Annotated in this window: 25 protein-coding genes and 1 pseudogene; 6 read left to right on the top strand and 20 right to left on the bottom strand. The window is 70.5% G+C overall.

From position 1 onward, the window contains the following. On the bottom strand, window positions 1-204 hold the full coding sequence (locus ACFYZZ_RS39480) for a hypothetical protein (protein ID WP_389187111.1): 204 nt from the start codon (window positions 202-204) through the stop codon (window positions 1-3). A gap of 160 nt (window positions 205-364) precedes the next feature. Here ACFYZZ_RS39480 and ACFYZZ_RS39475 point away from each other — a divergent pair, with 160 nt between their 5' ends. Continuing rightward, entirely contained in the window at window positions 365-2,365 is a 2,001-nt protein-coding gene (locus tag ACFYZZ_RS39475; RefSeq protein WP_389187108.1) for a hypothetical protein, read from the top strand. Between the two features lie 210 nt (window positions 2,366-2,575). Further along, window positions 2,576-3,391, top strand: a complete 816-nt coding sequence (locus tag ACFYZZ_RS39470; RefSeq protein WP_389187106.1) for a DUF4253 domain-containing protein — start codon at window positions 2,576-2,578, stop codon at window positions 3,389-3,391. Between the two features lie 28 nt (window positions 3,392-3,419). On the opposite strand, the gene ACFYZZ_RS39465 is transcribed toward ACFYZZ_RS39470, so the two are convergent. Next, window positions 3,420-4,622, bottom strand: a complete 1,203-nt coding sequence (locus ACFYZZ_RS39465; RefSeq protein ID WP_389187103.1) for a PLP-dependent aminotransferase family protein — start codon at window positions 4,620-4,622, stop codon at window positions 3,420-3,422. A 113-nt stretch (window positions 4,623-4,735) separates the two neighbouring features. Further along, window positions 4,736-6,103 (bottom strand): helix-turn-helix domain-containing protein, encoded by a 1,368-nt coding sequence (locus tag ACFYZZ_RS39460; RefSeq protein ID WP_389187100.1) that lies wholly within the window; start codon window positions 6,101-6,103, stop codon window positions 4,736-4,738. A gap of 183 nt (window positions 6,104-6,286) precedes the next feature. Here ACFYZZ_RS39460 and ACFYZZ_RS39455 point away from each other — a divergent pair, with 183 nt between their 5' ends. Next, window positions 6,287-7,039 carry a DUF4232 domain-containing protein gene (locus ACFYZZ_RS39455; protein WP_389187098.1) on the top strand — a complete coding sequence of 251 codons (753 nt, stop codon included), beginning with the start codon at window positions 6,287-6,289 and terminating at the stop codon, window positions 7,037-7,039. Window positions 7,040-7,154: 115 nt separating this feature from the next. Here ACFYZZ_RS39455 and ACFYZZ_RS39450 read toward each other — a convergent pair whose 3' ends face one another. The 7 genes from ACFYZZ_RS39450 to ACFYZZ_RS39420 all read right to left on the bottom strand — a co-directional run bounded on the left by ACFYZZ_RS39450 (window position 7,155) and on the right by ACFYZZ_RS39420 (window position 14,595). Then, entirely contained in the window at window positions 7,155-7,508 is a 354-nt protein-coding gene (locus ACFYZZ_RS39450; protein WP_389187096.1) for a DUF805 domain-containing protein, read from the bottom strand. A gap of 264 nt (window positions 7,509-7,772) precedes the next feature. Beyond that, window positions 7,773-8,765, bottom strand: coding sequence for a porphobilinogen synthase (gene hemB / locus ACFYZZ_RS39445; protein ID WP_389187093.1), 993 nt, complete (start codon window positions 8,763-8,765; stop codon window positions 7,773-7,775). A gap of 169 nt (window positions 8,766-8,934) precedes the next feature. Then, window positions 8,935-10,644, bottom strand: a complete 1,710-nt coding sequence (locus ACFYZZ_RS39440) for a uroporphyrinogen-III synthase (RefSeq protein ID WP_389187090.1) — start codon at window positions 10,642-10,644, stop codon at window positions 8,935-8,937. After that, on the bottom strand, window positions 10,641-11,600 hold the full coding sequence (gene hemC / locus ACFYZZ_RS39435; RefSeq protein ID WP_389187087.1) for a hydroxymethylbilane synthase: 960 nt from the start codon (window positions 11,598-11,600) through the stop codon (window positions 10,641-10,643). Before hemC ends, ACFYZZ_RS39440 begins: the two co-directional genes overlap by 4 nt. Further along, complete coding sequence (locus ACFYZZ_RS39430) at window positions 11,597-13,297, bottom strand: glutamyl-tRNA reductase (RefSeq protein WP_389187085.1); 1,701 nt, start codon at window positions 13,295-13,297, stop codon at window positions 11,597-11,599. The genes hemC and ACFYZZ_RS39430 overlap by 4 nt, the downstream gene beginning before the upstream one ends. Next, on the bottom strand, window positions 13,294-14,067 hold the full coding sequence (locus ACFYZZ_RS39425; RefSeq protein ID WP_389187083.1) for a redox-sensing transcriptional repressor Rex: 774 nt from the start codon (window positions 14,065-14,067) through the stop codon (window positions 13,294-13,296). The genes ACFYZZ_RS39430 and ACFYZZ_RS39425 overlap by 4 nt, the downstream gene beginning before the upstream one ends. 246 nt (window positions 14,068-14,313) lie before the next feature. Then, window positions 14,314-14,595: a glutaredoxin family protein gene (locus ACFYZZ_RS39420; RefSeq protein WP_386576970.1), complete on the bottom strand. Its 282-nt coding sequence runs from the start codon at window positions 14,593-14,595 to the stop codon at window positions 14,314-14,316. A 94-nt stretch (window positions 14,596-14,689) separates the two neighbouring features. Here ACFYZZ_RS39420 and ACFYZZ_RS39415 point away from each other — a divergent pair, with 94 nt between their 5' ends. The 3 genes from ACFYZZ_RS39415 to ACFYZZ_RS39405 all read left to right on the top strand — a co-directional run bounded on the left by ACFYZZ_RS39415 (window position 14,690) and on the right by ACFYZZ_RS39405 (window position 18,309). Next, complete coding sequence (locus ACFYZZ_RS39415; protein WP_389187079.1) at window positions 14,690-15,637, top strand: HAD family hydrolase; 948 nt, start codon at window positions 14,690-14,692, stop codon at window positions 15,635-15,637. A 403-nt stretch (window positions 15,638-16,040) separates the two neighbouring features. Then, the gene (locus tag ACFYZZ_RS39410; protein ID WP_389187076.1) at window positions 16,041-16,823 is read left to right on the top strand and encodes an ECF subfamily RNA polymerase sigma factor, BldN family; all 783 of its coding nucleotides are present in this window, start codon (window positions 16,041-16,043) and stop codon (window positions 16,821-16,823) included. A 256-nt stretch (window positions 16,824-17,079) separates the two neighbouring features. After that, a complete protein-coding gene (locus ACFYZZ_RS39405; RefSeq protein ID WP_389187073.1) occupies window positions 17,080-18,309 on the top strand; it encodes a DUF5667 domain-containing protein in 1,230 nt (409 codons plus the stop codon). Between the two features lie 71 nt (window positions 18,310-18,380). Here the strand turns inward: ACFYZZ_RS39405 and ACFYZZ_RS39400 are convergent. The 10 genes and pseudogenes from ACFYZZ_RS39400 to ACFYZZ_RS39355 all read right to left on the bottom strand — a co-directional run. After that, window positions 18,381-18,629, bottom strand: a pseudogene (locus ACFYZZ_RS39400) (glycerol acyltransferase); the annotation flags it as partial. 91 nt (window positions 18,630-18,720) lie between these two features. Beyond that, a complete protein-coding gene (locus tag ACFYZZ_RS39395; RefSeq protein ID WP_389187070.1) occupies window positions 18,721-19,776 on the bottom strand; it encodes a lysophospholipid acyltransferase family protein in 1,056 nt (351 codons plus the stop codon). Between the two features lie 14 nt (window positions 19,777-19,790). Then, a complete protein-coding gene (locus tag ACFYZZ_RS39390; RefSeq protein ID WP_389187067.1) occupies window positions 19,791-20,852 on the bottom strand; it encodes an NAD-dependent epimerase/dehydratase family protein in 1,062 nt (353 codons plus the stop codon). A 238-nt stretch (window positions 20,853-21,090) separates the two neighbouring features. Then, window positions 21,091-21,189, bottom strand: coding sequence for a 30S ribosomal protein bS22 (locus tag ACFYZZ_RS39385; protein ID WP_003948845.1), 99 nt, complete (start codon window positions 21,187-21,189; stop codon window positions 21,091-21,093). A gap of 133 nt (window positions 21,190-21,322) precedes the next feature. After that, window positions 21,323-21,535: a helix-turn-helix domain-containing protein gene (locus tag ACFYZZ_RS39380; RefSeq protein WP_004984898.1), complete on the bottom strand. Its 213-nt coding sequence runs from the start codon at window positions 21,533-21,535 to the stop codon at window positions 21,323-21,325. Window positions 21,536-21,664: 129 nt separating this feature from the next. After that, window positions 21,665-22,480: a phosphatase gene (locus tag ACFYZZ_RS39375; protein WP_389187064.1), complete on the bottom strand. Its 816-nt coding sequence runs from the start codon at window positions 22,478-22,480 to the stop codon at window positions 21,665-21,667. Window positions 22,481-22,645: 165 nt separating this feature from the next. Next, the gene (locus tag ACFYZZ_RS39370) at window positions 22,646-23,818 is read right to left on the bottom strand and encodes an acetoin utilization protein AcuC (protein ID WP_389187061.1); all 1,173 of its coding nucleotides are present in this window, start codon (window positions 23,816-23,818) and stop codon (window positions 22,646-22,648) included. Further along, window positions 23,769-24,992 carry an MFS transporter gene (locus tag ACFYZZ_RS39365; protein WP_389187058.1) on the bottom strand — a complete coding sequence of 408 codons (1,224 nt, stop codon included), beginning with the start codon at window positions 24,990-24,992 and terminating at the stop codon, window positions 23,769-23,771. Before ACFYZZ_RS39365 ends, ACFYZZ_RS39370 begins: the two co-directional genes overlap by 50 nt. Before the next feature lie 83 nt (window positions 24,993-25,075). After that, window positions 25,076-25,837 (bottom strand): VC0807 family protein, encoded by a 762-nt coding sequence (locus tag ACFYZZ_RS39360; protein ID WP_389187055.1) that lies wholly within the window; start codon window positions 25,835-25,837, stop codon window positions 25,076-25,078. A 93-nt stretch (window positions 25,838-25,930) separates the two neighbouring features. Then, complete coding sequence (locus ACFYZZ_RS39355; protein WP_389187052.1) at window positions 25,931-26,575, bottom strand: HAD family hydrolase; 645 nt, start codon at window positions 26,573-26,575, stop codon at window positions 25,931-25,933. Window positions 26,576-26,695: the final 120 nt, after the last annotated feature.

Here is a 26,695-nt window from a genome sequence, read left to right as displayed (position 1 = left end):
CTACCGCTCCTCGTCATCGGCCCCGGTCCGCCCTTCGGACCGGGGCCGATGTGCTGCGCCCAGCCAGACGCCGTACAGGCCGCCCATGGCGACGACGACGATCGCGAGGGACTCGGGCGGTACGCCGATGAGGAGCAGGACGACGACGGTGAGCAGCACGGCGACGAAGGCCAACAGGTCGGTCAGCCGCTGGGGGCGGTGCATGGATCCTCCAAGGGTGGTGTCACGGACGGCTCTTCCGCCCGTGACAGCAGCCTGAACGGCCGGAGCGATGTCCTCATCCCGTGCTCCCGAACGCCCTGACCACGGGCGTCGGCCTGATGAACAATGGTCGTTGTCCACGGACAACGGACTTCGGAGGATCATGGGCGCGAAGGATCCGGACGGCACGGACCGGAAGTCACCGGCACGGGCCGGCCGCAAGTTCGGGCCGTTACGCGACCGTTCACAGGAGTACAACCGCCTCGCCCGCTTCCTGCGCAAGCTGGTGGAGGAGGCCGGGCTCACCGTGGCCGACCTGGTCGAGGCGACCGGCCTGGGCAAGTCGGCGATCAGCGAGCGGCTGGCGGGGGCGAAGCTCGAGGAAGCCTTCGTGGACGCGGTGGTAGTGGCCTGCACCGAGGCACGTGAACTCCTTCCGCGACGAGCCCGGTTGCGTGACGAGGCGGCCCGCCTGCTGCGGGATGCCGAGGAGCGGAGCACGGCGGTCCCCGACCTGACGCGGCAGCCGAAGGCCACCCGCACCGTGGTGGAGAAGGCCCAGGAGGAACTCCTGGACGTGTACCGCGAACTGCGCCGCAAGAGCGACGAGTTGGAGACCCTCACCCGGGTCCGGCACGAGTCCCGGCTGGCACTGAGCGAGGCCACTGCCGTCACCTCGGCCTTGTCCGCCTGGGTGGTCGTGCTCGCGAACGAGGTGGAAGAGCTGACGCTGGAGCGTGAGCTGACGATGACCGCCAGGCCCCCGGACGTGACCCGACTCGTGGCCGTGGACGCCGAGTTGGCCGGTGTGACCGCCCGGCACGACCGCACCACGGCGACTCTGGCCCTGACCGAGCGGGACAGACATCTCGCGGCCCAGTTGCTGGGGGAGGCGGTCACCCGGACCCGGCGGGTACGGCAGGAGATGCGGCAGCTGCGGGCCGCGGCGGAGCTGCCCCCGGCACCCGGCGCGCCGGCGGAACCCCACGTGCAGCCGGACCCGACGGGTCTCGATCCGCTCGGCGACGATGTCGACGCGGTGCTCGAACGCGCCGAGGCGGTGAGCCGACGGATCGCCGAGCGGCTGAGCGGGGCGCTGACCGCGCTGGACCCGGACGCACGGACCCAGGCGCTGCCCGAAGCCCTGTCCGCGGACAACGCGGACAATGGCATGACCAGCGCGGACGCCGCGGACAACCAGCCGCTGTGGGAGGCGCTGGCCGACACCCCGACGGAGGTCTTCCTGTGGGCGGACCGAACCGCCTCCGACCTCCTTCGGGATCGTGATCCGCACGACCCCCGCTTCCAGGACATCGTGGTTCAGCGACCGGTCCGGGATGTTCTGGCCCTGGTGGACCGCCTCGACGACCACCGCTGGCTGGAGGGGCAGATCCGGCTGTGCATGGCGCTGGCCCGATCACTGGATCCGGAGCGACTCGGCCGGCTGGTCCTCGACCTGTTGAACGCCAAGGACGCGGAGAACCCGGCGGAGCTTGCCAAGCTGGGCGCCCAGATGCTGCACGAGGCGCTGTGGCACCGGCCGCCGTCGGACGTGGTCGCCCTGTACACGTCGATGCCGTACATGAGGGGAGAGGCACCCGAGGTCGTACGGAGGGCGTTCCGGGTCGCGGCACAACGCCCCTATGCGGAGGTCGTGGCCGTGGTACGGGAGCTGATGACCGAGGCACCGCGCCATCTGTACGGCGACAGCGTGCTGTTCCAGGCAATAGTGCAGGACCGGCCGCCCGCCGAGGTCGTGACCCTTGTCACCGAGCTGAAAGGCGTGTCGGAGACCGGGATCGACTTTGCGGTCTTCGCGGGCCTTCCCGTCCCGCCGGTCGGCCACACCGAGTTGCTGGTACGGCTGCGCGCCGTTCTGGGCCCGATGCCGTTCGGGGAAATGCTCCCGGGTCTCTACCAGGAGTCGGACTACGAGTTGGCCGCCCACATCGCCGAACTGCACGGACCGTGGCCGGACGAGCTGTCCGTCGCGGCGGACGCGCTGAGGGCCGAGGTCATGCCCCTGATCATCCGCGGAACAACGCTGGGGTGGTTCGAGAGCATCGTGCGGCGACTCGAACGAATGGGCCTGTCCCCCGAGGAGATCTTCGCGCCGTACGCGGACCTCTTCCCCCAGGTGGGGCCGCCACTCGTCACAGACTGAGCACTGCGTGCGGTGCGACGCCCCCCTCCGACAGCCCCACCCTGCACCTCACCCCCACCACCTGGGCTGCCTTCACCTCTTCCCTCAAATGACCGTGGGGGCCGCTCGCTTCCTCTCAGTGTCGTGCTTCCACGAGCCGAGAAGCGGGCGGCCCCACAGCAATCCTCCCAGCCAACGCCGTTGTCAGTGCCGCCCCCTACAGTCGGCGGCATGGCTACTCTTCCCAACCCGCTGCCCAAGTTGACGACGGACCCGAGTGGTCGGTCCCTCGGGCTCCAGCTGCCGCCCGGCAGGCTGATAGACGCGACGGACGAAGGCCCCTGGCACGAGCCGCTGTTGTGGCATGCGGAGAAGGCGGCCGCACCCGGCACCTGGAAGGCGTTGGGCGCACCGGCCGCGCGTGCCGGGCTCCTTCCCGTGCTGGTGGATGTGCAGGACGATCAGGGCGGGCCGGTGAACTGGGGGTTGGCGCCGGACGAGGTGTCGTACCCGGGCGATCACGACGCCGAGGACGTCCTCGTCGAGTACTGGGAGGACTGCGCGGAGGAGGAACTGGCGGAGGAGGCCGAGCCGTTTGGGATCGAGTGGCCCGGTCTTGCGCCCGCCCTGTCCCCCACCGCTGATCCGGACACCCGTGCGGCCCAGGTCGCGGACTCGTTGACGGATGGCACGCGGGCATGGCTGAAGGACCCTCACCTCGCCCTGGTTCCGGCGCGGCGGTCCGCGGACATCCCCGCGGCGATCGGGTGGTCGGGGCCGCTGAACTACGAGGACGACGTAGCCCGGCTGTGCACCGTCCTCCGTTCCTGGGAGGACCGCTTCGGTATACGGGTGGTGGCGCTGACCTTCGACACGCTGACCGTGTCCGTCGCGGCGCCGCCGGCCACCCTGGCCGAGGCAGAGGCGGTGGCGGCGGAGCACTTCGCGTTCTGCCCGGACAACATCACGCAGAACGGCCCGGACGCCCTGCGCGCGTACGCCAAGGGGCTGATAGGCGAGCCGACCTGGTCCTTCTGGTGGGACTGACGCCCGCCCAACGGCAGCACTCAGCCCTTCAACCCTTCAGCCCCCTGCCCAGCCGCCGCAGGCCCTCCGCGATCTCCTCCGGTGTCTGCGTGACGAAGCACAGGCGGAGGGTGGAGGGGTCGGGGGTGGTGGCGTAGAAGGGGGCGCCGGGGACGTAGGCCACGTCCTGCTTCACCACGCCGGGGAGCAGGGCCGTGGTGTCGTACGACTCCGGGAGGCGGACCCACAGGAACATGCCGCCCTCGGGCCGGCTCCAGGTGGAGCCCTCGGGGAGGGCGTCGGGGAGGCCGGCCAGCATGGCGTCCCGGCGTTCGCCGTAGACGGTGCGGACGCGGGCCACGTGGGCGTCCAGGACATGCAGGTAGCGGGCGGCGGCCAGTTGGTTGAGGGTCGCCGTGTGCATGTCCGCCGCCTGCTTGGCCACCGTGCACGCGCGCCGGAGTTCCGCGGGGGCGCGGAGCCAGCCGAGGCGGAGGCCGGGGGCCATGACCTTGGAGAAGGAGCCGAGCAGGACGACCCGGTCCTCGGCGCCGGGGCAGGCGGCGATCCAGGGCGGGCGGGTGCCGTCGTAGCGGAGTTCGCCGTAGGGGTCGTCCTCGATGATCCACAGCCCCTGGCGGGCGGCCACGGCGGCGACGGCCTCGCGGCGCGGGGTCGGCATCGTACGGCCGGTGGGGTTCTGGAAAGTGGGGACGAGGTAGAGCAGCTTCGGGCGCTCGCGCCGCACCGCCTCCTCCAGCGCCGCCGGGTCGACCCCGTCCTCGTCCCCGGGCACGGCCACCACCCGCGCCCCCGCCAGCCCGAAGACCTGAAGTGCCGCCAGATAGCAGGGGCTTTCGACCAGCACCGTGTCGCCGGGCTCGATCAGGGCCGTCGCCAGCAGGGACAGGGCCTGCTGGGAGCCGGTGGTGATGAGCAGGTCGTCGGGGGCGGTGGGCAGGCCGAACGCCGTGATGCGGTCCGCCAGTTTGGACCGGAGGACCGGCTCGCCCTCCGTGGTGGCGTACTGGAGCGCCTGCGCGGGGATCTCCGCCAGCACGTCCCGGAACGCGGCCGCTATGCCTTCGTGGTCGAACATTTCGGGGGCCGGGAGGCCGCCCGCGAAGTTGATCACCTCGGGGCGTGCGGTGACCGCCAGGATGTCCCGGACGGGCGAACCACCCACGCTACGGGCACGGGCCGCGAGCGGCGGAACGGTGGCGCGGGGCGGCGCGGGTTCGGCAACGGACATGGTCGGCTCTCCTTCGGCTCCGGGAACGGCCTCTCCGCGCGCAGCCTAGGGACTACATGCCCTCTACACCCGTAATTCCGCGATCCGGACATCCGGCAACACCGGCCGCCGGCCTAGAACTTGGTCGTGCCCTCCTTGACCCACCCCGAGCCGCCCAGCGGGAACTCGTAGCCGGGGCGCCCGTTGTTGCCGCTCGTGCGGAACAGTCGGCCGTGGTTGTCGATCTGCAGCACTCCGTGGCGGGAGCCGCTGGACCAGGTCAGCGCCAGGGACCAGCTCACGTCGTACGCCGAGGCCTCGGCCGTGACGTGGAACACCTCGGGGTCCGACTCGCTGACCTTGAACGGGAAGTCCCGGTGCCCTGCCTCGGGTTGGACGGCGGGGCGCGCGGAGTCGAGCGCGACGGTGAAGGAGCGGGTCGGGACGTTTCCGCCGCAGCCGACGCCCGGGTAGGCCATGACGTAGTCGTTCCATGCGAGCGGCGTCCGCTTGGTGATCGTACGGACCGTCAGGCTCTTCACGATCACGGTCTCCTTGCCCGTGCCCTGCACGGTGAGCGTGACCTCCTGCTTCCCCGAGGAGACGGCGCCGTGCGCGGCCACCCAGGCGGTCGCGTCCTCCTCGGTCGGCGGCGGGGCAACCTCCGCCGGAGGCCGGTTGATCAAGTACCGCCCGTCGCAGGGACTGTCCCAGGTGTACGCACTGGTCGCCACCGTCAGCGGAGCGGCGTCGGAGGCGCCACCGCCGGACTCGGCCCTGCCCTTGCCGTCCGTCTTCGGTGCGCCCTCGGCCGACGCGGAGGGTGACCCGGATGGTGACGCGGAGTCGGAGTCGGAGGCGGAAGCGGACGGCGAGGTGCGGGTGTGCGGTGCCTTCGAGGTGTGTCCGTCCGCCGTCGCGTGACCCGGTGTCGAGGCCGCCGCGAGGGGACTTCCGTTCCCGGCGTCCGAGCTGCCCGGGGTCAGGTTCACGGCCAGCGTGACGGCACCGATCACAGCGGCGACGGCGATCCCGGCGACGACGACGGTACGGGTACGACGACGAGCGGTCGGGGCGGGCGCGTCCGGAGACTCGGCAACCGCCTCAGCCGACCGCTCCAGCTCAGCCGACCGCTCCGGCTCAGCCGACCGCTCCGGCTCAGCCGACCGCTCCGGGCCAGCCAGCCGCTCCGGTTCGGGCTCAAGTGCGTTCCCCGTCGGCCCCGGCTCGGGTGTCTCCGTCTTGCCTCGGCCCCGCGTCGCGTCCGCCACCACCCACCGCCGGTGCAGCTCGACCAGTTCGTCCGGTGAGGCCTTGCAGAGGCGGGCCAGGCGTTCCACAGGGGCGTAGTCGGTCGGTACGGCGTCCCCGTTGCAGTACCGGTGGAGCGTCGACGTACTCATGTGGAGCCGTTTGGCCAGGACGCCGTAGCTGAGCCCCGACCGGTCCTTCAACTCTCGTAGCAATTCGGCGAAAGCGGCGCCTGCAGTGCTGTCCGGCACTGTTCCTCCCCGTCCCCGTGTCCCGTCCCCGCATTCCAGGGAAGGGATGTTTCCGCAGCTCAGAGCCTATGCGGGCATTCCAGCGTCCCTGATCGTCCGCCATGTGTGGCAGGCGGGACGGACCGCCCCACAAGCTGTGGCCATCCAAGCACGCCACCCCTCGGACGAGAGAAGAGACCAGCCATGCGCACCCGCCGTACCCACCTGCTCGCGGTCACCGGAGTCGCCCTCACCGCGCTCGCCCTCACGGCGTGCGGCAGCGGCACGGGGACGAGGGACGAAGGTGCCTCGACGCCCGCCTCGAAGACCTCCTCGACGGCGGCCGCGACCACGGACGGCAAGGGCACCGCGGTGCCGGCCTCCGGCAAGTCGACGGGTTCGGGCTCCACTTCGGGCTCGTCCGGCTCCGTCAAGGGCGCCTCGACGTCGTCGGGCTCGGGATCCACCGGTTCCTCGGGCTCGGGATCCGCCGGCTCGGGCGGGTCCTCGGACCCGACGGACCCGAAGAACCGCGTCCTGTGCAACGGTTCCAACACCAAGGTCACCGCGCAGCCGGTGTCCCGACCGCTCAACCACATGCTCATCACGGTCAGGAACACCGGCTCGAAGTACTGCGACCTGACCTACTTCCCCGTCCTGCGCTTCGACGAGATGCAGTGGGTCCCGCAGGCCGACGAGCAGACCCATCCGCAGGCCGTGACGACCCTCGCGCCCGGCGAGTCCGGGTACGCGGCGGTCCTGCTCTCCGCCGCCGACGGAAGCGGTGAGGGCGGCATGACGGGCCACAAGCTGACCGTCGGCTTCCAGGGGATGACCCCCAACAGCAGCGGTGGCGCCTCCGCGACCCCGGCACTGCCGGCGAAGGGCGTGTACTACGACAGCTCGCTGAAGGTCACGTACTGGCAGCAGAACCAGGACGACATCGCCGGCTGGTGAACCGTCGAGGCCGCCCGGGCAACGGCCCGGGCGGCCTCGGTGTGCGGACGCCGGACGACGGACGGCGACTCGCGGAGCGTTACGCGGGGCGTTACGCGGGGCGTTACGCGGGGCGTTACGCGAACGCCGGGGCTTCCTTCGGGTTCGGACCGTACTTGTTCGCGCCAGCCTGGCTGTCCGAGCAGTAGAAGACCAGCAGGACGATGGAGCCGATCAGCGGCACGATCCCGAAGAGGATCCACCAGCCGGAGCGGCCCGTGTCGTGCAGTCGGCGCACCGTGACGCCCAGGGCCGGCAGCAGGAAGACCACGGCGATGGCCACGATGGCGGGCGTGTGGGCCACGGCGGCGATGGTGGCCAGCGCGATGTAGACGATCCACGCGAACAGCATGAACAGCCAGTACTCCTTGCGGCGCGCGCGCCCGCTGAATACCGCGTACTTCTTCAGCGCCTCGATGAAATAGCTCATGGCAACCCCCCAGGGATCGACGTTCAGACCCTCCGGAACGGATCAGGCCAGGCGCAGAGATTAGGGGTTTGAGGCGGACGCGTCATTTCCGTCGGGGAACGTCCGGAACTTCGCATTCGGGGCAGGTCCACCCATGATCGCCGACCGTTCCCGGTACGGCCGCCGGACGTTACCGAAACCGAGTTCGTTCCGTTTCCGAACCGCAGCCGCACCGAGGCCGGTCCGCCGCCCTTTCGGAACCGGAACGATCTCGAACCGTGTCCCTCAGCGCAGCTTCTGCGCCGCTTCGGTCGCCCAGTAGGTGAGGATGTTCCGCGCCCCGGCCCGCTTGATGCCGGTCAGGGTCTCGAAGATGGCCCGGTCGCGGTCCACCCACCCCTTCTCGGCGGCGGCCTCGACCATCGAGTACTCACCGGAGATCTGGTAGGCGGCGACCGGCACGTCCACGCTGTCGGCGACCCGGGCCAGGATGTCGAGGTAGGGACCGGCCGGCTTGACCATCACCATGTCGGCGCCTTCGGCCAGGTCCAGCTCCAGCTCCCGCAGGGACTCGCGCCAGTTGGCGGGGTCCTGCTGGTACGTCTTGCGGTCGCCCTGCAGCGAGGAGGCGACGGCCTCACGGAAGGGGCCGTAGAAGGCGGAGGAGTACTTGGCGGTGTAGGCGAGGATCGCGACGTCCTCGCGGCCGATCTGGTCCAGGGCGTCGCGGACGACCCCGATCTGACCGTCCATCATCCCGCTGGGGCCGACCACATGGGCGCCGGCGTCGGCCTGCACCTGGGCCATCTCGGCGTACCGCTCCAGGGTGGCGTCGTTGTCGACCCGCCCCTGCGCGTCGAGGACACCGCAGTGCCCGTGGTCGGTGGTCTCGTCCAGGCACAGGTCGGACATGACGAGCAGGTCGTCGCCGACCTCGGCGCGCACATCGCGGATCGCGACCTGGAGGATCCCGTCCGGATCGGTCCCCGGAGTGCCGAGCGCGTCCTTCTTGCTCTCCTCCGGCACGCCGAACAGCATGATCCCGGAGACTCCGGCCTCCACCGCCTCGACGGCGGCCTTCTTCAGGCTGTCGCGGGTGTGCTGGACGACGCCGGGCATGGCCGCGATCGGCACGGGCTCGCTGACGCCCTCCCGGACGAAGGCGGGGAGGATGAAGTCGGCCGGGTGCAGCCGGGTCTCGGCGACCATTCGGCGCATGACGGGGGTGGTGCGCAGCCGCCGGGGACGCGTACCGGGGAAAGATCCGTACTTCGTCATGGCTTCTACGCTACGCCCGAGCGCGGTCTCCTCTTGCCGACGGCCTGTCGACGCCGAGCACCCAGGGGCTTCGCCCCCTGGACCCCCGACCTATGCCCACCCGCCACCCGACTCGGTCGGCCGAGAAGTTGGACAAGACGGGGTCCAGGGGGCGGAGCCCCCTGGTACCTCAGGTCGTCGTACGGCGCCGACGCGCCCCGGGCCGCCGCTCGCTCGGCCGGGTCACCGGATCCCCTGCCTCCAGCGCGGCAGCACGCCGCTTCAGACCGAAGTCGGCCAGCGCCTCCGCCAGCTTCAGCACGGACGGCTCCGGAGCCATGACATCGACCCGCAGCCCATGCTCCTCAGCCGTCTTCGCCGTAGCCGGACCGATGCACGCGATCACGGTCACGTTGTGCGGCTTGCCCGCGATACCCACCAGGTTCCGGACGGTCGAGGACGACGTGAAGAGAACGGCGTCGAAGCCACCCCCCTTGATCGCCTCCCGCGTCTCCGCCGGCGGCGGCGAGGCCCGCACGGTCCGGTAGGCCGTGACGTCGTCGACCTCCCAGCCCAGCTCGATGAGCCCGGCGACCAGGGTCTCGGTGGCGATGTCGGCGCGGGGCAGGAAGACACGGTCGATCGGGTCGAAGACCGGGTCGTACGGCGGCCAGTCCTCCAGCAGACCCGCGGCGGACTGCTCCCCCGAAGGCACCAGATCCGGCTTCACGCCGAAGTCGACCAGCGCCTTGGCCGTCTGCTCGCCCACCGCGGCCACCTTGATGCCCGCGAAGGCCCGGGCGTCGAGCCCGTACTCCTCGAACTTCTCCCGCACGGCCTTGACCGCGTTCACCGAGGTGAAGGCGATCCACTCGTAGCGGCCGGTGACGAGCCCCTTTACGGCCCGCTCCATCTGCTGGGGCGTCCGCGGCGGCTCGACGGCGATCGTCGGCACCTCGTGCGGCACGGCGCCGTAGGACCGCAGCTGGTCGGAGAGCGACGCCGCCTGCTCCTTCGTGCGCGGCACGAGCACCTTCCAGCCGAACAGCGGCTTGGACTCGAACCACGACAGCTGGTCGCGCCGGGCGGCGGCGGAACGCTCGCCGACCACGGCTATCACCGGCCGGCCGCCGTCCGGCGAGGGCAGCGCCTTCGTCTGCTTCAGCGTCTGCGCGACGGTGCCGAGCGTCGCCGTCCAGGTCCGCTGACGGGTCGTCGTACCGGCGATCGTGACCGACATCGGGGTGTCCGGCTTGCGGCCGGCCGACACCAGCTCGCCGGCGGCCGCCGCCACCGCGTCCAGAGTCGTCGACACGACCACCGTGCCGTCGGAGGCGCCCACCTCCGTCCAGCACCGGTCGGAGGCCGTACGGGCGTCCACGAACCGGACGTCCGCGCCCTGCGCGTCCCGCAGCGGCACACCGGCGTACGCGGGCACGCCGACCGCGGCCGCCACACCCGGTACGACCTCGAAGGGCACACCGGCGTCGGCGCAGGCGAGCATTTCCTCGGCCGCGTACGTATCAAGTCCCGGGTCCCCGGACACCGCACGGACGACCCGCCTGCCGCCCCGCGCGGCCTCCATGACAAGATGAGCGGCATCCCGGGCAGGGGACGGGACCGCAGCGGTAGTTGACGCGCCGTCAACGACCGTGAGCTGCGGCGTGCCCGCGCCCGGCGGCGACACCGAGGAGGAATCCCCGTCCGTTCGCACCACGGAGACGCCCTGCCGGGCGTGCGTCCGGATCACGTCGAGCACCTCGTGCTCGGCGATCAGGACGTCCGCGTTCGACAGTGCCTCCACTGCGCGCAGAGTCAGCAGTCCCGGATCCCCGGGTCCGGCACCGAGGAAGGTGACGTGCCCGTGTTCCGGACCGGCGGGAAGGGTGGTGGGGCTCAATGTGCTCGCTCCCCCATCAGACCGGCCGCGCCCTGGGCGAGCATCTCGGTGGCGAGTTCGCGACCGAGTGCCATCGCCTGGTCATCCGTCTGGGGCACGGGACCGGTGGTGGACAGCTGCACCATGCGGGTGCCGTCGGTCGTGCCGACGACGCCCCGCAGGCGCATTTCCTTGACAATCTGCCCGTCGGCCAGGAGGTCGGCCAGCGCGCCCACGGGGGCGCTGCAGCCGGCCTCCAGGGCGGCGAGCAATGACCGTTCGGCGGTCACGGCGACCCGCGTGAACGGGTCGTCGAGTTCGCCGAGCGCCGCGATCAGGTCCGCGTTGTCCGCGGCACACTCGATCGCCAGGGCCCCCTGGCCGGGGGCGGGCAAAACCGTGTCGACCGACAGGAAGTCGGTGACCTCGTCGATCCGGCCGATCCGGTTCAGTCCGGCGGCGGCCAGTACGACGGCGTCCAGCTCGCCGTCGCGGACGTATCCGATCCGCGTGTCGACGTTGCCTCGGATCGCGACCGTCTCGATGTCCAGGCCGTGGGCGCGCGCGTACGCGTTCAGCTGCGCCATGCGGCGGGGGGAGCCGGTACCGATGCGGGCGCCCCGCGGGAGGTCCGTGAACTTCAGCGCGTCCCGGGCGACGATCACGTCCCGGGGGTCCTCGCGCTCGGGGATCGCGGCCAGGACCAGCTCGTCGGGCTGCGTGGTCGGCAGGTCCTTGAGCGAATGAACCGCGAAGTCCACCTCGCCCTTCAGCAGCGCGTCGCGCAGCGCCGTGACGAACACACCGGTGCCGCCGATCTGCGCGAGCGCCTCGCGGGAGACATCGCCGTACGTGGTGATCTCGACCAGCTCGACGGGCCGGCCGGTCACCCGGCTCACGGCCTCCGCCACCTGCCCGGACTGGGCCATGGCGAGCTTGCTCCGCCTCGTCCCCAGTCGCAGTGCTTTCTCAGTCATGCCGGTCGGTCCTTCTTGTCTGTGCTGTCCTCGGCCCGGGAGACGGCGGCCACCGTCTCGGGGTCGAGGTCGAACAGGGTGCGCAGCGCGTCCGCGTACCCGGCGCCGCCGGGCTCGGCCGCGAGCTGCTTGACCCGTACGGTCGGCGCGTGCAGCAGCTTGTCGACGACCCGGTGCACGGCCTGCCTGATCTCGCCGCGCTGGCGTTCGTCCAGGTCGGGCAGGCGGCCGTCGAGCCGCGCGATCTCACCGGCGACGACGTCGGCGGCCATGGTGCGCAGCGCGACGACGGTCGGCGTGATGTGTGCCGCCCGCTGTGCCGCGCCGAAGGCCGCGACCTCGTCGGAGACGATACGCCGGACCTGGTCCACGTCGGCCGCCATCGGCGCGTCCGCGGAGGCCTCGGCGAGGGACTCGATGTCCACCAGCCGCACCCCGGCCAGCCGGTGCACGGCCGCGTCGATGTCGCGGGGCATGGCGAGGTCGAGGAGGAACACGGCCGGGGCCGGGCGCGGGATGACGGCGGCCGGTTCCGGCTTGCGGCGCTCGGGGATACGGCCGACGGTCGCGGCCGTCGCGGCGAGCGCGGTGATCAGCTCGGCGTCGGCCTCGGGGCTGCGCCGGGATACCTCGCGCCGGTCCACGGAGCCGCCCGCGACCCAGGCCGCGTGCTGCTCCAGGGTGGCCGCGTTCATGCCGGCCACGGCGGCCTCGCCATGCACGGAGAAGCCGGTGGCGCCCTGTACGGCAGCCAGGTCCAGCGGGCAGTTCTCCTCGGCGGCGACGCCGGTGACCGGCAGCGCGGGCTTCACGGTCGTACGAGCATCGTCGGCGAGGTCGGCCACGGGCTGCCCGGTGCGGCCCTCGACCGCCTGCGCGACCGCCTCGGCCGTCAGGACCAGGCCGGTGGCGCCGGTGCAGGAGACGACGACGTCGGCACGTGTCAGCTCGTCCGGCACGGCGTCCATCCGTACCGCACGGGCCGTCACCGTCGTGTCGTCGGCCTCGGTCAGGATCTGTGCGAGGCGCTCGGCGCGCTCGACGGTGCGGTTGGCGACGACGACCTCGGCCACCCCGGCGCGCGCAAGCGTGGCGGCGGCCAGGGACGACATCGACCCGGCGCCGATGACCAGGGCCCGGCGGCCCGCGGCCCATTCCTCGACGTCCCCGCCCGCGGCCAGCTGCTTCAGGCCGAAGGTGACCAGGGACTGGCCGGCCCGGTCGATGCCGGTCTCGGAGTGGGCCCGCTTGCCGACCCGCAGGGACTGCTGGAACAGGTCGTTCAGCAGCTTGCCCGCGGTGTGCAGCTCCTGGGCGCGGGCCAGGGAGTCCTTGATCTGCCCGAGGATCTGCCCCTCGCCGACGACCATCGAGTCCAGACCGCAGGCCACCGAGAACTGGTGGTGGACGGCCCGGTCCTCGTAGTGCACGTAGAGGTACGGCGTCAGCTCCTCGAGGCCGACCCCGCTGTGCTGGGCGAGCAGCGTGGACAGCTCGGCGACACCGGCGTGGAACTTGTCCACGTCGGCGTACAGCTCGATGCGGTTGCAGGTGGCGAGCACCGCGGCCTCGGTGGCCGGCTCGGCCGCGACCGTGTCCTGGAGCAGCTTGACCTGGGCGTCCGGGCTCAGCGCGGCCCGCTCCAGCACGCTGACCGGGGCGCTGCGGTGGCTCAGACCCACGACGAGGAGACTCATGCCGGCATCACGGCGGGTACGTCCCCGTCGGGCCCCTGGTCGGCGGAATCGTCGGCGGCCGCGCCCTGGGGAGCGGCTGCGGGCAGCGGGCCGCCGTCGGCGCTCTCCTCGCCGGCCTTGCGCTGCTCGTGGAAGGCGAGGATCTGCAGCTCGATGGAGAGGTCGACCTTGCGCACGTCGACGCCGTCCGGGACGGACAGCACGGTCGGCGCGAAGTTCAGGATGGAGGTCACCCCGGCGGCCACGAGCCGATCGCAGACCGGCTGGGCGGCACCGGCCGGGGTGGCGATGACACCGATGGAGACCCCGTTGTCCTTGATGATCTTCTCGAGGTCGTCGGTGTGCTGGACGGGGATGCCCGCGACCGGCTTTCCGGCCATCGCCGGGTCGGCGTCGATCAGCGCGGCGACCCGGAAGCCACGGGAGGCGAAGCCGCCGTAGTTGGCCAGGGCGGCGCCGAGGTTACCGATACCGACGATGACAACCGGCCAGTCCTGGGTCAGGCCGAGTTCACGGGAGATCTGGTAGACGAGATACTCCACGTCGTAGCCGACACCGCGCGTTCCGTAGGAGCCCAGGTACGAGAAGTCCTTGCGCAGCTTGGCGGAGTTGACCCCCGCCGCCGCGGCCAGTTCCTCGGAGGAGACCGTGGGTACCGAGCGCTCAGACAGTGCGGTCAGGGCTCGGAGGTACAGCGGAAGCCGGGCGACGGTGGCCTCGGGAATCCCTCGGCTACGGGTCGCCGGTCGGTGTGTTCGGCCAGTTGCCACGGTGCTCCTGCGGGTTGAGCGGGGCTGCAGGCGGTCATACGTCCCCAGACCGCCCCGTCGACAGCAGGCTATGTCTTTGTGAACGCGTGCACAAAGATGGTGTCCGATTTGCCCGGCCAACGTGACCGGGGTCACGCGCGTCATCCCTGGGCCCTTCCTGGGGGCAAAACCGACACACTCCTCGTGAATCCCGCCCCCGAGACCAAACCGCCGTCGATCCTAAGGGACGTTCGGCGCGGACTTGTACTAGTCGGTCAGTTCCTTGCGGAGGCGGCCCTCGTTCACCCGCCAGAACGTGTGCTGCTCCCCGTCGACGAGGACGACGGGGATCTGCTCCCAGTACTGGTCGTGGAGCTGCGGGTCCTGGGTGATGTCCTTCTGTTCCCAGGGGACGCCGAGTTCGCCGCAGACCTTCTCGATCACCGCCTGCGCGTCGTCGCACAGATGGCAGCCGGGCTTGCGGATGAGCGTGACCAGTCGCTCCTGCGGGGCGGCCTTACGCCGGAAGAGGGGACTCATGTCGGCCATTCTCGCGCTTCTTTAACGACGCGGACGCGGAGAGTTCACACCCTTCCAACCTCTCGACTCCGGAACCACCGAACAAACTGGCTATGCTCACGCCATGGCCGCTCTCGGATGGCTCACTCCCCGTAGGCGCTCCGCCACGGCGCGGAGCGTGTTGGCAGGCGAGGCCTCGGCGGAGGCCGCCCGCAAGTCCTCGCTGGAAGCGCAGGAAGCTCAGGTGGCCGCGCAGTCCGCGCAGGCCGCCGAGCAGGAACCGGAGTTCCCGGTGATCGGCGACGACCGGGCCGCCGCCTTCTTCGACCTCGACAACACCGTGATGCAGGGCGCCGCGCTGTTCCACTTCGGACGGGGCCTGTACAAGCGGAAGTTCTTCGAGACCCGCGACCTGGCCAGGTTCGCCTGGCAGCAGGCCTGGTTCCGGCTGGCCGGCGTCGAGGACCCCGAGCACATGCAGGACGCCCGCGACTCCGCCCTCTCCATCGTCAAGGGCCACCGCGTCGCCGAACTGGAGACGATCGGCGAGGAGATCTACGACGAGTACATGGCCGACCGCATCTGGCCGGGCACCCGGGCCCTCGCCCAGGCCCACCTGGACGCGGGCCAGAAGGTGTGGCTGGTCACGGCCGCCCCCGTCGAGATCGCCCAGGTCATCTCCCGCCGCCTCGGCCTGACGGGCGCGCTCGGCACGGTGGCGGAGTCGGTCGACGGCGTCTACACGGGCAAGCTGGTGGGCGAACCGCTGCACGGCCCGGCCAAGGCGGAGGCGGTACGCGCCCTGGCCGCCGCGGAGGGCCTGGACCTCTCCCGCTGCGCCGCCTACAGCGACAGCCACAACGACATCCCCATGCTGTCCCTGGTCGGCCACCCCTACGCGATCAACCCCGACACCAAACTGCGCAGACACGCCCGCGAAAAGGACTGGCGCCTGCGCGACTACCGCACGGGCCGCAAGGCGGCGAAGGTGGGCATCCCGGCGGCAGCGGGCGTCGGCGCGGTCGCCGGTGGCACCGCAGCAGCGATCGCACTGAGCCGGCGCCGTCGCTAGTCCCGCGCGTGATCAGCGGGTACTCGCCGTAGAGCTGTCGATCAGCCCCCGCGCCCCTTCGGGGCGCTCCCAGCCACGCCCGGGCGCAACGCCGGGCCACTTGTCATGTGCCCATGGGTGCCGAATCGTGATGTCTGCCGCCGGATTATGCCCGCGTTTCCCCAACACGCCCCCCACTTCGCCGAAACCCACCCTTTTCCGATCAACAACCGATCAATCTACGGCACTTGAAGGGGCGTCAATCGGTTACAGAAGCGACGCAATCGATGATTTGAGCAACTCGGTGTAGCAGTGCCTGCACGAAGCGTTATTCTCCTCAGACGCAAACCGGTACCCCTCCGTCGCTACGACGGGTGAAAGGTCCCGTACTGCACGTGATGGAAGCTCTGCCTCTGGGAGTCCCGTGTACCCACACGTCGGGGTTGACGCCTCGGGCCTGGCTACGCTGCGCGCAACAGTCGCGGCGGTCAAAGAGACGCTGCGCGGCGTCGTCCCCACCGCGTACGCCGTCCCCGCCTTCGCCACCGCCGCAGCACCCGTCGGCCCGTGCTACGCGCTGGCCGAGGGCAGCGCGGCGGTCGGCAGACGCGGCCGCACGTCCGGTGCCACGACCGCCCGCCGGCCGGCCGCCGACAGTGACAGCGCCCGGATGATGGACCTCGTGGAGCGCGCCCAGTCCGGCGAGGCCGAGGCCTTCGGACGGCTCTACGACCAGTACAGCGACACGGTGTACCGGTACATCTACTACCGGGTGGGCGGCAAGGCGACCGCAGAGGACCTCACCAGTGAGACCTTTCTGCGGGCGCTGCGGAGGATCGGCACCTTCACCTGGCAGGGCCGCGACTTCGGCGCCTGGCTGGTGACGATCGCCCGGAACCTCGTGGCGGACCACTTCAAGTCCAGCCGGTTCCGCCTGGAGGTCACCACCGGCGAGATGCTCGACGCCAACGAGGTCGAGCGCTCCCCGGAGGACTCCGTCCTGGAGTCCCTCTCCAACGCCGCGCTCCTCGACGCCGTACGCCGGCTCAACCCCCAGCAGCAGGAGTGCGTGACGCTCCGCTTCCTCCAGGGCCTCTCGGTCGCCGAGACCGCCCGGGTGATGAACAAGAACGAGGGCGCCATCAAGACCCTTCAGTACCGGGCCGTGCGCACCCTCGCCCGGCTCCTGCCGGACGACGCCCGCTGAGGCCCACTGCCGTCCGCCACTCAGGGCGACGGCGGGCGCCGTTCAACTCACGTTCCGTGAACGCCCGTTGCCAATCCGACCCGATCATCCGCCGTCCGTAACCCAAGTGCCGAGCCGCTCGTTGTGCGGGATACAGGCTCCCTGTGGTCACGTCCTGGCCGACCCTGATCGCTCGATCGTGTGGAAGTGGTCGTGGGCGTGCAACCCTCAGGACCCCCTGGGGAGTCGACGGTGATGACGAGAGGAGGTGCCGCCTGTGATCGCGAACGTATCGGCCCACCGGCGGGCGAACGCCTTCGCCCAGGCCCTGGAGGAGCAGTCCGACCGGGACACGGCGGCCGAGCAGCCCGCAGCGGTGGCGGATCCGCCGCCGACCGCCGAGGAAGGGACCGAGCGGGGCGTGTTGCTGGCCCTCGCGGCGGGCCTCGGCGCGTTGCCCAGGCCGCAGCTCGACCCCGAGGTCAAGGTCGTCCAGCGCGCCCAGCTGGTGGCCGCGATGGAGGCCATGCTCAAGGAGGGGACCGAGGCGGCGGGTGCGGCAGTGCCCGAGCAGCGCGGCCGTGGCCGGGGGGCGCACCGGGCGAGCCCGCTGGGCAAGCTGCGCCCGCGTTCGAAGCTGACCAAGGGGCTCGCCGCGGGCGGGCTCAGCGTCGGTGTGGCCGCCGGAGCCTTCGGCGGGGTCGCCGCCGCGAGTTCCGACGCACTGCCCGGCGACTCGCTGTACGGCCTCAAGCGGGGCATCGAGGACATCAAACTCAACTACCTGAGCGACGGAGACGACGAGCGCGGCCAGACCTACCTCGACCAGGCCTCCACCCGGCTGAGCGAGGCCCGTCGGCTGATGGAGCGCGGCCGCGGCGGTCACCTCGACCACGAGTCCATCGGCGAGATCCGCCGCACCCTGTCCGGCATGCAGCAGGACGTGACCGAAGGCCACCGCCTGCTGCACGCGGCCTATGAGCGCGACCCCGGCTCCCTGGGCCCCATCCAGGCCCTGGACGCCTTCTCCCGGTCGCACCGCGAGGCCTGGAGCCTGCTCAGCGACAAGCTGCCGGTGCAGCTGGGAGACGTCAAACAGCAGGTGTCGTCGGTGTTCGACGCCATAGACGAAGAGGTCGCCCCGCTGCAGTCCCTGCTCCCGCAGCAGCCCGCCCAGACCGGCGGGGGCACGCGACAGGGCTCCGGCTCGGCGTCCACCGGCACCTCCGGCACCCACCGCGCGACCGCGCCCAGCTCCGGCGGCACCCCCTCCGCCGGCAAGCATGCGGGCGGCTCCGGCAGCCCCAGCGGCTCCGCCACGGGCGACAGCGGAGGCGGCCTGATCGGGGGCGACACGGGCGGTCTGCTCGACCCGCCGAAGATCGGCGACGACGGCGGCACCCCGTCCACCACCAAACCGCCGCTGACCGAGCCGGACGTCACCCTCCCGCCGCTCCTCCCGGGCCTGCTGCCCGGCCTGGGCATCGACGGCGAGGACGCGACCTAGTAGCCCCACAGGAAACACAGCGACGGGGGCGCCCCTTTCCGAGCAGGGGCGCCCCCGTTGCCGTACACCTCTCAGAAGAACACCGACCGCCGCTGCACCAGCAACTTGTAAAGCGTGTGCTGGATCTGCTCCCTGACCTGGTCCGTCAGATTGAACATCAGCATCGGGTCCTCGGCCGCCTCCGGCGGATAACCGTCCGTCGCAATCGGCTCCCCGAACTGGATCGTCCACTTGGTCGGCAACGGAATCGCCCCAAGCGGCCCCAGCCACGGGAACGTCGGGGTCAGGGGGAAGTACGGGAAGCCCAGCACCCGGGCAAGCGACCCAATGACATTGCCGCCCTCGCGCCGCTCCGCGGGCTTCGCACGGCTGCGCCGGACTCCGTCCGCCGGCTCCACTGCCCGGAACGACTCAGAAGAACACCGACCGCCGCTGCACCAGCAACTTGTAAAGCGTGTGCTGGATCTGCTCCCTGACCTGGTCCGTCAGATTGAACATCAGCATCGGGTCCTCGGCCGCCTCCGGCGGATAACCGTCCGTCGCAATCGGCTCCCCGAACTGGATCGTCCACTTGGTCGGCAACGGAATCGCCCCAAGCGGTCCCAGCCACGGGAACGTCGGGGTCAGGGGGAAGTACGGGAAGCCCAGCACCCGGGCAAGCGTCTTGGAGTTGCCGATCATCGGGTAGATCTCCTCGGCCCCGACGATCGAGCACGGGATGATCGGCGCGCCCTGCCGCAGCGCCGTGGAGACGAAACCGCCCCGGCCGAACCGCTGCAACTTGTACCGCTCGCCGAACGGCTTCCCGATGCCCTTGAAACCCTCCGGCATCACCCCGACCAGTTCCCCCTGCCCCAGCAGCCGTTCGGCGTCCTCGGCGCAGGCGAGGGTGTGCCCCAGCTTGCGGGCGAGTTCGTTGACCACCGGGAGGACGAAGACCAGGTCCGCCGCGAGGAGCCGTAGATGGCGGTCCGCCGGGTGGTTGTCGTGCACGGCGACCTGCATCATCAGGCCGTCGAGCGGCAGCGTCCCGGAGTGGTTGGCGACGATCAACGCCCCGCCCTCGGCCGGGATGTTCTCGATGCCCTTCACCTCGACCCGGAAGTACTTCTCGTACACCGGCCGCAGCAGCGACATCAGGACCTGGTCGGTCAGCTCCTCGTCGTAACCGAAGTCGTCGACCTCGTAGTCCCCGGTGAGCCGGCGGCGCAGGAAGGCCAGGCCGCTGGCGATACGGCGTTCGAGCCCACCGTCGTGCCGCGGCCCGGCAGACGGCTGATCCTCCCCAGTCACAGAGACATCATCCTGCTCAGCGGCCCTGGTGGGCAGGGGCTGGACCTCCCGGACCGGCGCGGACTCACCGACCGCGCCGCGCCTGCTGCCCGCGCTCCGGCGCCGCGAGGGCCGCTGGGCGGCGCTCCCACGGGACCGGTCGTCGTCGAACGGAATGACCTTGGCGTCCGCCATTGTTGCTGCGCTCCTCAATTGGCGCTCTGCGTCGGAAGGTGCCCGCTGCCCTTCGCGGCAAGCGCGGCGATCCGGTCGACGGCCCCCGCGAGGGCCTCCGGCGGCAGCAGCCCGGGTCCCCGGCTGCGCGCGAAGTCCGCGAACGTCTCCGCCGTCGTGTACTTGGGCCTGAAGCCCAGCGTCTCGCGCATCTGGTCCGTGGCCACCACCCGGCCGTGGGTGAGCAACCGGATCTGCTCCGGCGAGAAGTCCGTCATGCCCAGCGTACGCACCAGGGAACCGGCCCAGGTGACCGCGGGCAGCAGCAGCGGCACGATGGGCCGCCCGAGCCGCCGCGAGCACTGCGAGAGCAGCAGCACGCCGTCGCCGGCGATGTTGAACGTGCCGCTGTTCAGCGTGCCCCGGCGCGGCTCGTGGGAGGCGATCCGCAGCACCTCGATGACGTCGTCCTCGTGCACGAACTGCAGCCGGGGGTCGTAGCCGAACACGGTCGGCAGGACCGGCAGCGCGAAGTACGAGGCGAGCGGGGTGTCCGCGGTCGGCCCGAGGATGTTGGCGAAGCGCAGCACACACACGGCGACGTCCGGCCGCCGCCGCGCGAACCCGCGCACATACCCCTCGACCTCCACCGCATCCTTCGCGAACCCGCCGCTCGGCAGCGACTTGGGCGGCATCGTCTCGGTGAACACGGCCGGATCCCGCGGCGCGGACCCGTACACGTTCGTACTGGACTTCACCACCAGCCGCTGCACGGTCGGCGACTTCTGACAGGCGCCCAGCAGCTGCATGGTGCCGATGACGTTGGTCTCCTTGACCGTGGCCCGGCTGCCGCTGCCCAGCGCGGTACCGGTCACGTCCATGTGGACGACCGTGTCGGCGCCCGTCTCGGCGAGCACCCGGGCGATGGTGGGCTGTCTGATGTCAGCCTGGATGAAGTCGGCCCCACCCAGATGGTGCGCCGGCGGCACCGCGTCCACGGCGATCACCCGATCCACCTCGGGGTCCCGCTGGATCCGCCGCACGAACCGGCCGCCCAGCTGCCGGGCCACTCCGGTGACGAGCACGACCTTCCCCAAGATCAGCGCCTTCCTTCCCGCGTTACCCCGTGTACGGCCAACCTAGCGGTTCGATGTTGCGCTGTGATGACCGCCCGATGCACGAGGTGACGGAAATTCCCCAATCGGAATATGCCGAGTACCCCTGGACCGGACCGAGTACCTCCGACATGCCGGACGACCGAGTACCCCCGGACATGACTGTGGCCCCCCGCCCTTACGGACAGGGGGCCACAGGGACACGCTCTCGCGGCGCCGCTTACTTCTTGTTGCGGCGCTGAACGCGCGTGCGCTTGAGCAGCTTGCGGTGCTTCTTCTTGGCCATCCGCTTGCGCCGCTTCTTGATAACAGAGCCCACGACTACCCTCGCTCACTTCTCATCACTCGGTTGTTTGGGCGCCATGGGCCCACACGACCTACGAGGGGCTAGCCTACCCGCCCGAGCGCCGAGGTCGTAATCGAGGGGACCTCCGGGGTTACCGGAAGCGTCGTCAGGCCGTCTCCACCCCCACATAACTCTCGCGAAGGTACTCGTGTACCGCTTGCTCCGGGACGCGGAAGGACCGCCCCACCCGGATCGCGGGCAGATGACCGCTGTGCACCAGCCGGTACACGGTCATCTTCGACACTCGCATCACCGAGGCGACCTCCGCCACGGTAAGGAACTGAACCTCGTTCAGAGGCCTCTCGCCAGCTGCAGCCATGACACACCTGAACCTTCCGCACTCGACGGCCACCGGCTTCCCCTTCCGGTGACTCTTCGTCGTTGCGTGCTCACTCCCCAATGTAGGGGCGGGTGATGCGAGTGGGGAAGAGGTGCACCCATCGGCGGCCTACTGTGACAGACACGCTCGATTGAGTACGTAGCGGGTAAGCGGCGAGTAGTAATCAGACCGCACAGCGTCATCAACCGGAACGGCGACGGACACGACTCCCTCCGCCTCCCCCACAAAGAGCGCAGGGTCATCCGTATCCGCCAGGCCAATGGCCTCAAACCCCAGCTGACCTGCCCCGCAGACCCAGCCATGGTCACCGATCACCAGCTCGGGCAGCGGCCCGCCGGCGTCGGCGGCGGCCGCCAGGGCGACCCGAACCGGCAGCGGTGAATGACAATGAACGCCCGGCTCACAACCGGGGCGCTCGCTCTCCGGTTCCCGCACCAAGGCAACACCTCGTACGTAGTCCAGGTGGTACGTACGTAGACCGAACCGGGTCAATATGTCGACACAGAGACCCTGCGCCGGAGTGAGCACCTCACACCCCGCCGCCGACAGGGCGTCCGCCAAGCCGCCGTAGAACCCGAGCAGCCGATGCGGATGCCCGGTCCCGAGCAGCACCGGCGCACCCCGCCGGGCCACACTCCGGACCCGCTCGGCGAAGGCGTCCAACGCGGCGAGAGTCCGCTCCGGATCGATCACATCCGGCCCGGACGTATGCCGGGGATCGGCCGAGACCCCACACTTCTCGGCCATCAGAGCCAGCAACTCCCCCGGCCCCCAGACCCATTCGGGATCGATCCCGATCAACACCCGCGGATCCCGAGCAGCGAAGAGCCGATAACTACGAAGACTGTCCTCCCGAGAGGTGCCCACCTCCCCGGCCATCCGGACAGCCAGCAGATGCGCACGGAGGGCATCGGCGGTCAACACGGGTGCGATGGTGACTCATTGGTGGGTGCTACCGCGCTCGGAACGACGAAAGACCGCACGGTTGGCGTAACGGGGGGTTTTGCTGGGCGCCTGTTCAACTCCCGAGTCGGGTGGTGGGTGGGCATAGGCCGGGGGGTCCAGGGGGGCGGGAGCCCCCCTGGACGCTCACGGCAGCAGCCCCCGCAGCGGAAACGCAGCCCGCCGAGCAGCCAGCACAGCCTGATCAACCCGATCAGCAGGGTCGTACCCGGAGGACCAGGACGCGAACGACACCGGCCACCGCCCATCAGTCATCCGCTGCGGAGCCAACTGCCGAGTCCGAGCGAACACTTCCTGCCGCCACCCCTCAGGAATCACCGCCTCAGGAGCAACCTCCCGCCCCGCGGCAATCCCCACCAGATGCGTCCAGGACCGCGGCACCACCTCCACCACCGCGTACCCCCCACCCCCCAGAGCGACCCACTTCCCGTCCGCGTACTCATGCGCCAACTCATGGCAAGCCACCTGAACAGCCCGCTGCGCATCCAACGACACGGCAAGATGGGCCAGCGGATCCTCGAAGTGCGTGTCGGCCCCGTGCTGCGAAACGATCACCTGTGGCCGGAACTCCGCGAGCAGCTCCGGCACCACCGCGTGAAACGCCCGCACCCACCCCGCATCCCCGGTCCCCGCCGGCAGCGCCACGTTCACGGCGGCACCCTCGCCCGCCCCGGCCCCGGTCTCCTCCGGCCACCCGGTCTGCGGGAACAACGTACGGGGATGCTCGTGCAGCGAGATCGTCAGAACCCGCGGATCCTCCCAGAACGCGGCCTGCACCCCGTCCCCGTGATGCACGTCGACATCGACATAGGCGACCCGCTCGGCCCCCAGCTCCAGCAACCGCGCGATCGCGAGCGCCGCGTCGTTGTAGATGCAGAACCCCGACGCACCCCCGGGCATCGCATGATGCAGCCCACCGGCGAAGTTCACGGCGTGCAGCGCGTCCCCCCGCCACACCGCCTCCGCGGCCCCCACCGACTGCCCCGCGATCAGCGCGGACACCTCGTGCATCCCGGCGAAAGCGGGATCATCCATCGTCCCCAGCCCGTACGCCCCCTGCGCCGACCCCGGATCCGCCGACGCGGCCTTCACGGCACGGATGTAGTCCTCCCGGTGGACCAGCCGCAGCGTCGACTCCCCGGCCGGCTTCGCCGCGACGACCTCCAGCTCCCGGTCGAGCCCGAAGGCGCCCACCAGTTTCCGGGTCAGCTCCAGCCGGACCGGATCCATCGGATGGTCCGGGCCGAAGTCATAGCCCGTTACTGCCTCGTCCCACATCAGCTGTGCGCGGCCGCTCATGCCCGCCACCGTATCGGTCCGGTTGAGCCGCGAACGACCTGGCGTACACCAGCGTCACCAGCACCAACACCATCGGCACCAGCATGGCGCCCCGGTAGCTCCAGGCGTCCCCGAGCGCTCCCACGAGCGGCGAGCCGATCAGGAACCCGACGTAGTTGAAGATGTTGAGCCGGGCGATCGCCGCGTCCGAAGCCCCCGGGCCGTGACTTTCAAAAGCGTGCCGCCCTGCCGCCGCGAACGTCTGCGGCACCAGCACACACAGTCCCAGCCCCAGCAGGGTGAACCCGAGCATCCCGAGCCACGCGTCCGGCGCCATGGACACCACCGCGAACCCCCCGGCCGCCACCAGCGCCCCGAGCCGTACGACCGCGGCCGCCCCGAACCGCCGTACCCCGAGGTCCCCGATGGCCCGCCCCACCAGCGTGGTCACCATGTACACGTTGTACGGCACCGTAGCCAGCTGCTCCGAGCTGCCCAGCACGTCCTTCAGATACTTCGCGCTCCAGTTGGAGACCGTCGAGTCCCCGATGTAGGCGAAGGTCATCACCAGACACAGCGGCAGCAGCACCTTGAAGACGACCGTGCCACCGCCCCGTTCCTCCGCCACGGGCGCCGCGTCCCCGTCGACGTACCACCGGCTCCCCACCAGCGTCGCCGGCAGCAGCACGGCCACCACCGGCAGATACGACACCCACAGCGCGAGATGCCAGTGCGCCCCGGCCCAGGCGAGCGAGGCCCCGACGATCCCGCCCAGGCTGTAGGCGGCGTGGAAGCTCAGCATGATGCTGCGCCCGTACGTGCGCTGCAGGCTCACCCCGAGCATGTTCATGGAGGCGTCCAGCGCCCCCACGGCCAGCCCGAACGCGGCCAGGGCGAGCCCCACCTCGGCCATCACATCGCCCGCCCCGACCCCGAGCAGGGCCAGCAGCACGACCGGCTGGGACCAACGCAGCAGCCGGCTCGGGCGTATGCGCTTCACCATCTGCTCGGTCGTCACGCTGCCGACCCCGGCGAGGATCGGTACGGCGGCCAGGAAAACCGGCAGCAGCGCGTCGGAGATGCCGTACCGGTCCTGGATCGCCGGGATGCGCGTCACCAGCAGCGCGAAGGTGGCGCCCTGCGCGAAAAAGCTGAACGCCAACGAGGCCCTGCCGCGCCGCAGCACATCAGTCATGGCGGCGAGCGTAGGGCCCCGGGCTACCTGTGGGTAGATCCAGCCAAAGATGAATTTCCTTCAGCTTTCCCGAGCGCAGGGTCTCAGGCGGCGACGGCGGCCACGGGCGCCTCGGCCGTGCTGTCCTCGGCCTCGACCTCGGCCTCGACCTCGGCCTCGACCTCGGCGGCCAGCATCCCTTCCATCGGCCCAACGGCCAGACCACCGCTGATCACGACGGCGATCCCGATCGCCCCGACCATGATGACCGTCCCGAGCCACACCATGGTGTCGACAGGGATGGTGTACGCGCCCACGACCCGCACGAGGCACTCGGCCAGCAGCGCCAGGCCCCAGACGACGGAGAACGCCCGCTCCTTGCGCCGGAAGTCCGCGGACCCGGCCACCGCCCCGGACATCAACCGCTCCCAGGCGGCTTCCTTGGCCGCGTCCCCCTTCACCAGGAAGGGCTTCATGCCGGCCGTCATCATCGGCTTCCCGAGCCGGACGGAGACCAGGATCCCGATGGCGACGGTGCTGCTGATCCCGCTGTCCTTGGCGAGCATCAGCCGCGGGTCGCCGGAGACAAAGCTCAGCAGCAGCGAGACGACGTTGACGACCAGGATGAGCCCGGCCAGGCCGTTCACCTTCCGCTCCCTCGCCAGGCCCCAGAGGGTCCGCACCGCAGGCACCACGCTGCTCCAGGCGAGCGCCGCGAAGGTGCTCATCCCGAAGCCGTCCTTGAACAGGTAGTACGAGCCGAGCGGCACCGCCACGTCCAAGAGCAGCGGCCTGAAGTTGTCGAGCACGCTCGGGCTCTGCTTCCGGTCGTCGCTCCGGCCCTGGATCCCCGTGTTCTTCGTCATGCCCTCAGCTTCGCCGCCGGGAGGGGTCCGCCAGTAGAAACGTTCGTCCGGAGGTCCGCATGACAAATGTCAGCACCGAGCCGATGGCTCGGGTCATATCAGCAGGTCAGCCAACTCTCCCATGCTGGAGAAGAGTTGGTTCGCGCCGGTGAGCCGCTCGGCCGGCGTCATCGCGGTGAACCCGTACACGTCCATCCCGGCCGCCACGGCCGCCTGCACGCCCAGCGGAGAGTCCTCTACGACCACACACCGCTCCAGGGCGACACCCATCCGCTCGGCCGCGTACAGGAAGAGATCGGGCGCCGGCTTGCCACGCCCCACATCCTGCGAGCTGAAGATCCTCTCCTCCTCGAACCACCGGTCGAGACCGGTCGCCCGATGCCCCACCCGGATCCGCTCATGGCTCCCGGAGGAGGCGACACAGTACGGCACCCCGTCCGCGACCAGCTTCTCCAGCACGTCATCGACGCCGGCCACAGGCTTCAACTCCCGCTCGAAAGCGGCGAACACCCGCGCATGGAAGACGTCGTCGAAGTCCTCGGGCAGCCGCTGCCCGGTCCGCTCCAGGACCAGCTCATGAATCCGATGCATCGCCGACCCCATGTAGTCCCGAATGGAGTCCTCGTACGACGTCGGGTGCCCCAACTCGGTCAGATAGGCGGCCAGGTGCCGGTTGGAGATCGGCTCGCTGTCCACGAGGACACCGTCGTTGTCGAAGATGATCAGGTCATAGCGCATACCTCGACCCTAAAGGACCCTGAACGACCCTGAACGCAGAAAAGCCCCGCACCATACGGTGCGGGGCTTTCCCACAATGATTGTTCGGCGGCGTCCTACTCTCCCACAGGGTCCCCCCTG

The sequence above is a fragment of the Streptomyces sp. NPDC001816 genome (assembly GCF_042892235.1).
GTDB lineage: Bacteria > Actinomycetota > Actinomycetes > Streptomycetales > Streptomycetaceae > Streptomyces.
Note: the sequence above shows the minus strand (reverse complement) of the source record. Positions and strands in the feature narration are given on the sequence as shown.

Coding starts and splice junctions, on each gene's coding strand:
- ACFYZZ_RS39480 (WP_389187111.1), bottom strand. CDS start 204: ATGCACCGCCCCCAGCGGCTGACCGACCTGTTGGCCTTCGTCGCCGTG.
- ACFYZZ_RS39475 (WP_389187108.1), top strand. CDS start 365: ATGGGCGCGAAGGATCCGGACGGCACGGACCGGAAGTCACCGGCACGG.
- ACFYZZ_RS39470 (WP_389187106.1), top strand. CDS start 2,576: ATGGCTACTCTTCCCAACCCGCTGCCCAAGTTGACGACGGACCCGAGT.
- ACFYZZ_RS39465 (WP_389187103.1), bottom strand. CDS start 4,622: ATGTCCGTTGCCGAACCCGCGCCGCCCCGCGCCACCGTTCCGCCGCTC.
- ACFYZZ_RS39455 (WP_389187098.1), top strand. CDS start 6,287: ATGCGCACCCGCCGTACCCACCTGCTCGCGGTCACCGGAGTCGCCCTC.
- ACFYZZ_RS39450 (WP_389187096.1), bottom strand. CDS start 7,508: ATGAGCTATTTCATCGAGGCGCTGAAGAAGTACGCGGTATTCAGCGGG.
- hemB (WP_389187093.1), bottom strand. CDS start 8,765: ATGACGAAGTACGGATCTTTCCCCGGTACGCGTCCCCGGCGGCTGCGC.
- hemC (WP_389187087.1), bottom strand. CDS start 11,600: ATGACTGAGAAAGCACTGCGACTGGGGACGAGGCGGAGCAAGCTCGCC.
- ACFYZZ_RS39430 (WP_389187085.1), bottom strand. CDS start 13,297: ATGAGTCTCCTCGTCGTGGGTCTGAGCCACCGCAGCGCCCCGGTCAGC.
- ACFYZZ_RS39420 (WP_386576970.1), bottom strand. CDS start 14,595: ATGGCCGACATGAGTCCCCTCTTCCGGCGTAAGGCCGCCCCGCAGGAG.
- ACFYZZ_RS39415 (WP_389187079.1), top strand. CDS start 14,690: ATGGCCGCTCTCGGATGGCTCACTCCCCGTAGGCGCTCCGCCACGGCG.
- ACFYZZ_RS39395 (WP_389187070.1), bottom strand. CDS start 19,776: ATGGCGGACGCCAAGGTCATTCCGTTCGACGACGACCGGTCCCGTGGG.
- ACFYZZ_RS39380 (WP_004984898.1), bottom strand. CDS start 21,535: ATGGCTGCAGCTGGCGAGAGGCCTCTGAACGAGGTTCAGTTCCTTACC.
- ACFYZZ_RS39370 (WP_389187061.1), bottom strand. CDS start 23,818: ATGAGCGGCCGCGCACAGCTGATGTGGGACGAGGCAGTAACGGGCTAT.
- ACFYZZ_RS39365 (WP_389187058.1), bottom strand. CDS start 24,992: ATGACTGATGTGCTGCGGCGCGGCAGGGCCTCGTTGGCGTTCAGCTTT.
- ACFYZZ_RS39360 (WP_389187055.1), bottom strand. CDS start 25,837: ATGACGAAGAACACGGGGATCCAGGGCCGGAGCGACGACCGGAAGCAG.
- ACFYZZ_RS39355 (WP_389187052.1), bottom strand. CDS start 26,575: ATGCGCTATGACCTGATCATCTTCGACAACGACGGTGTCCTCGTGGAC.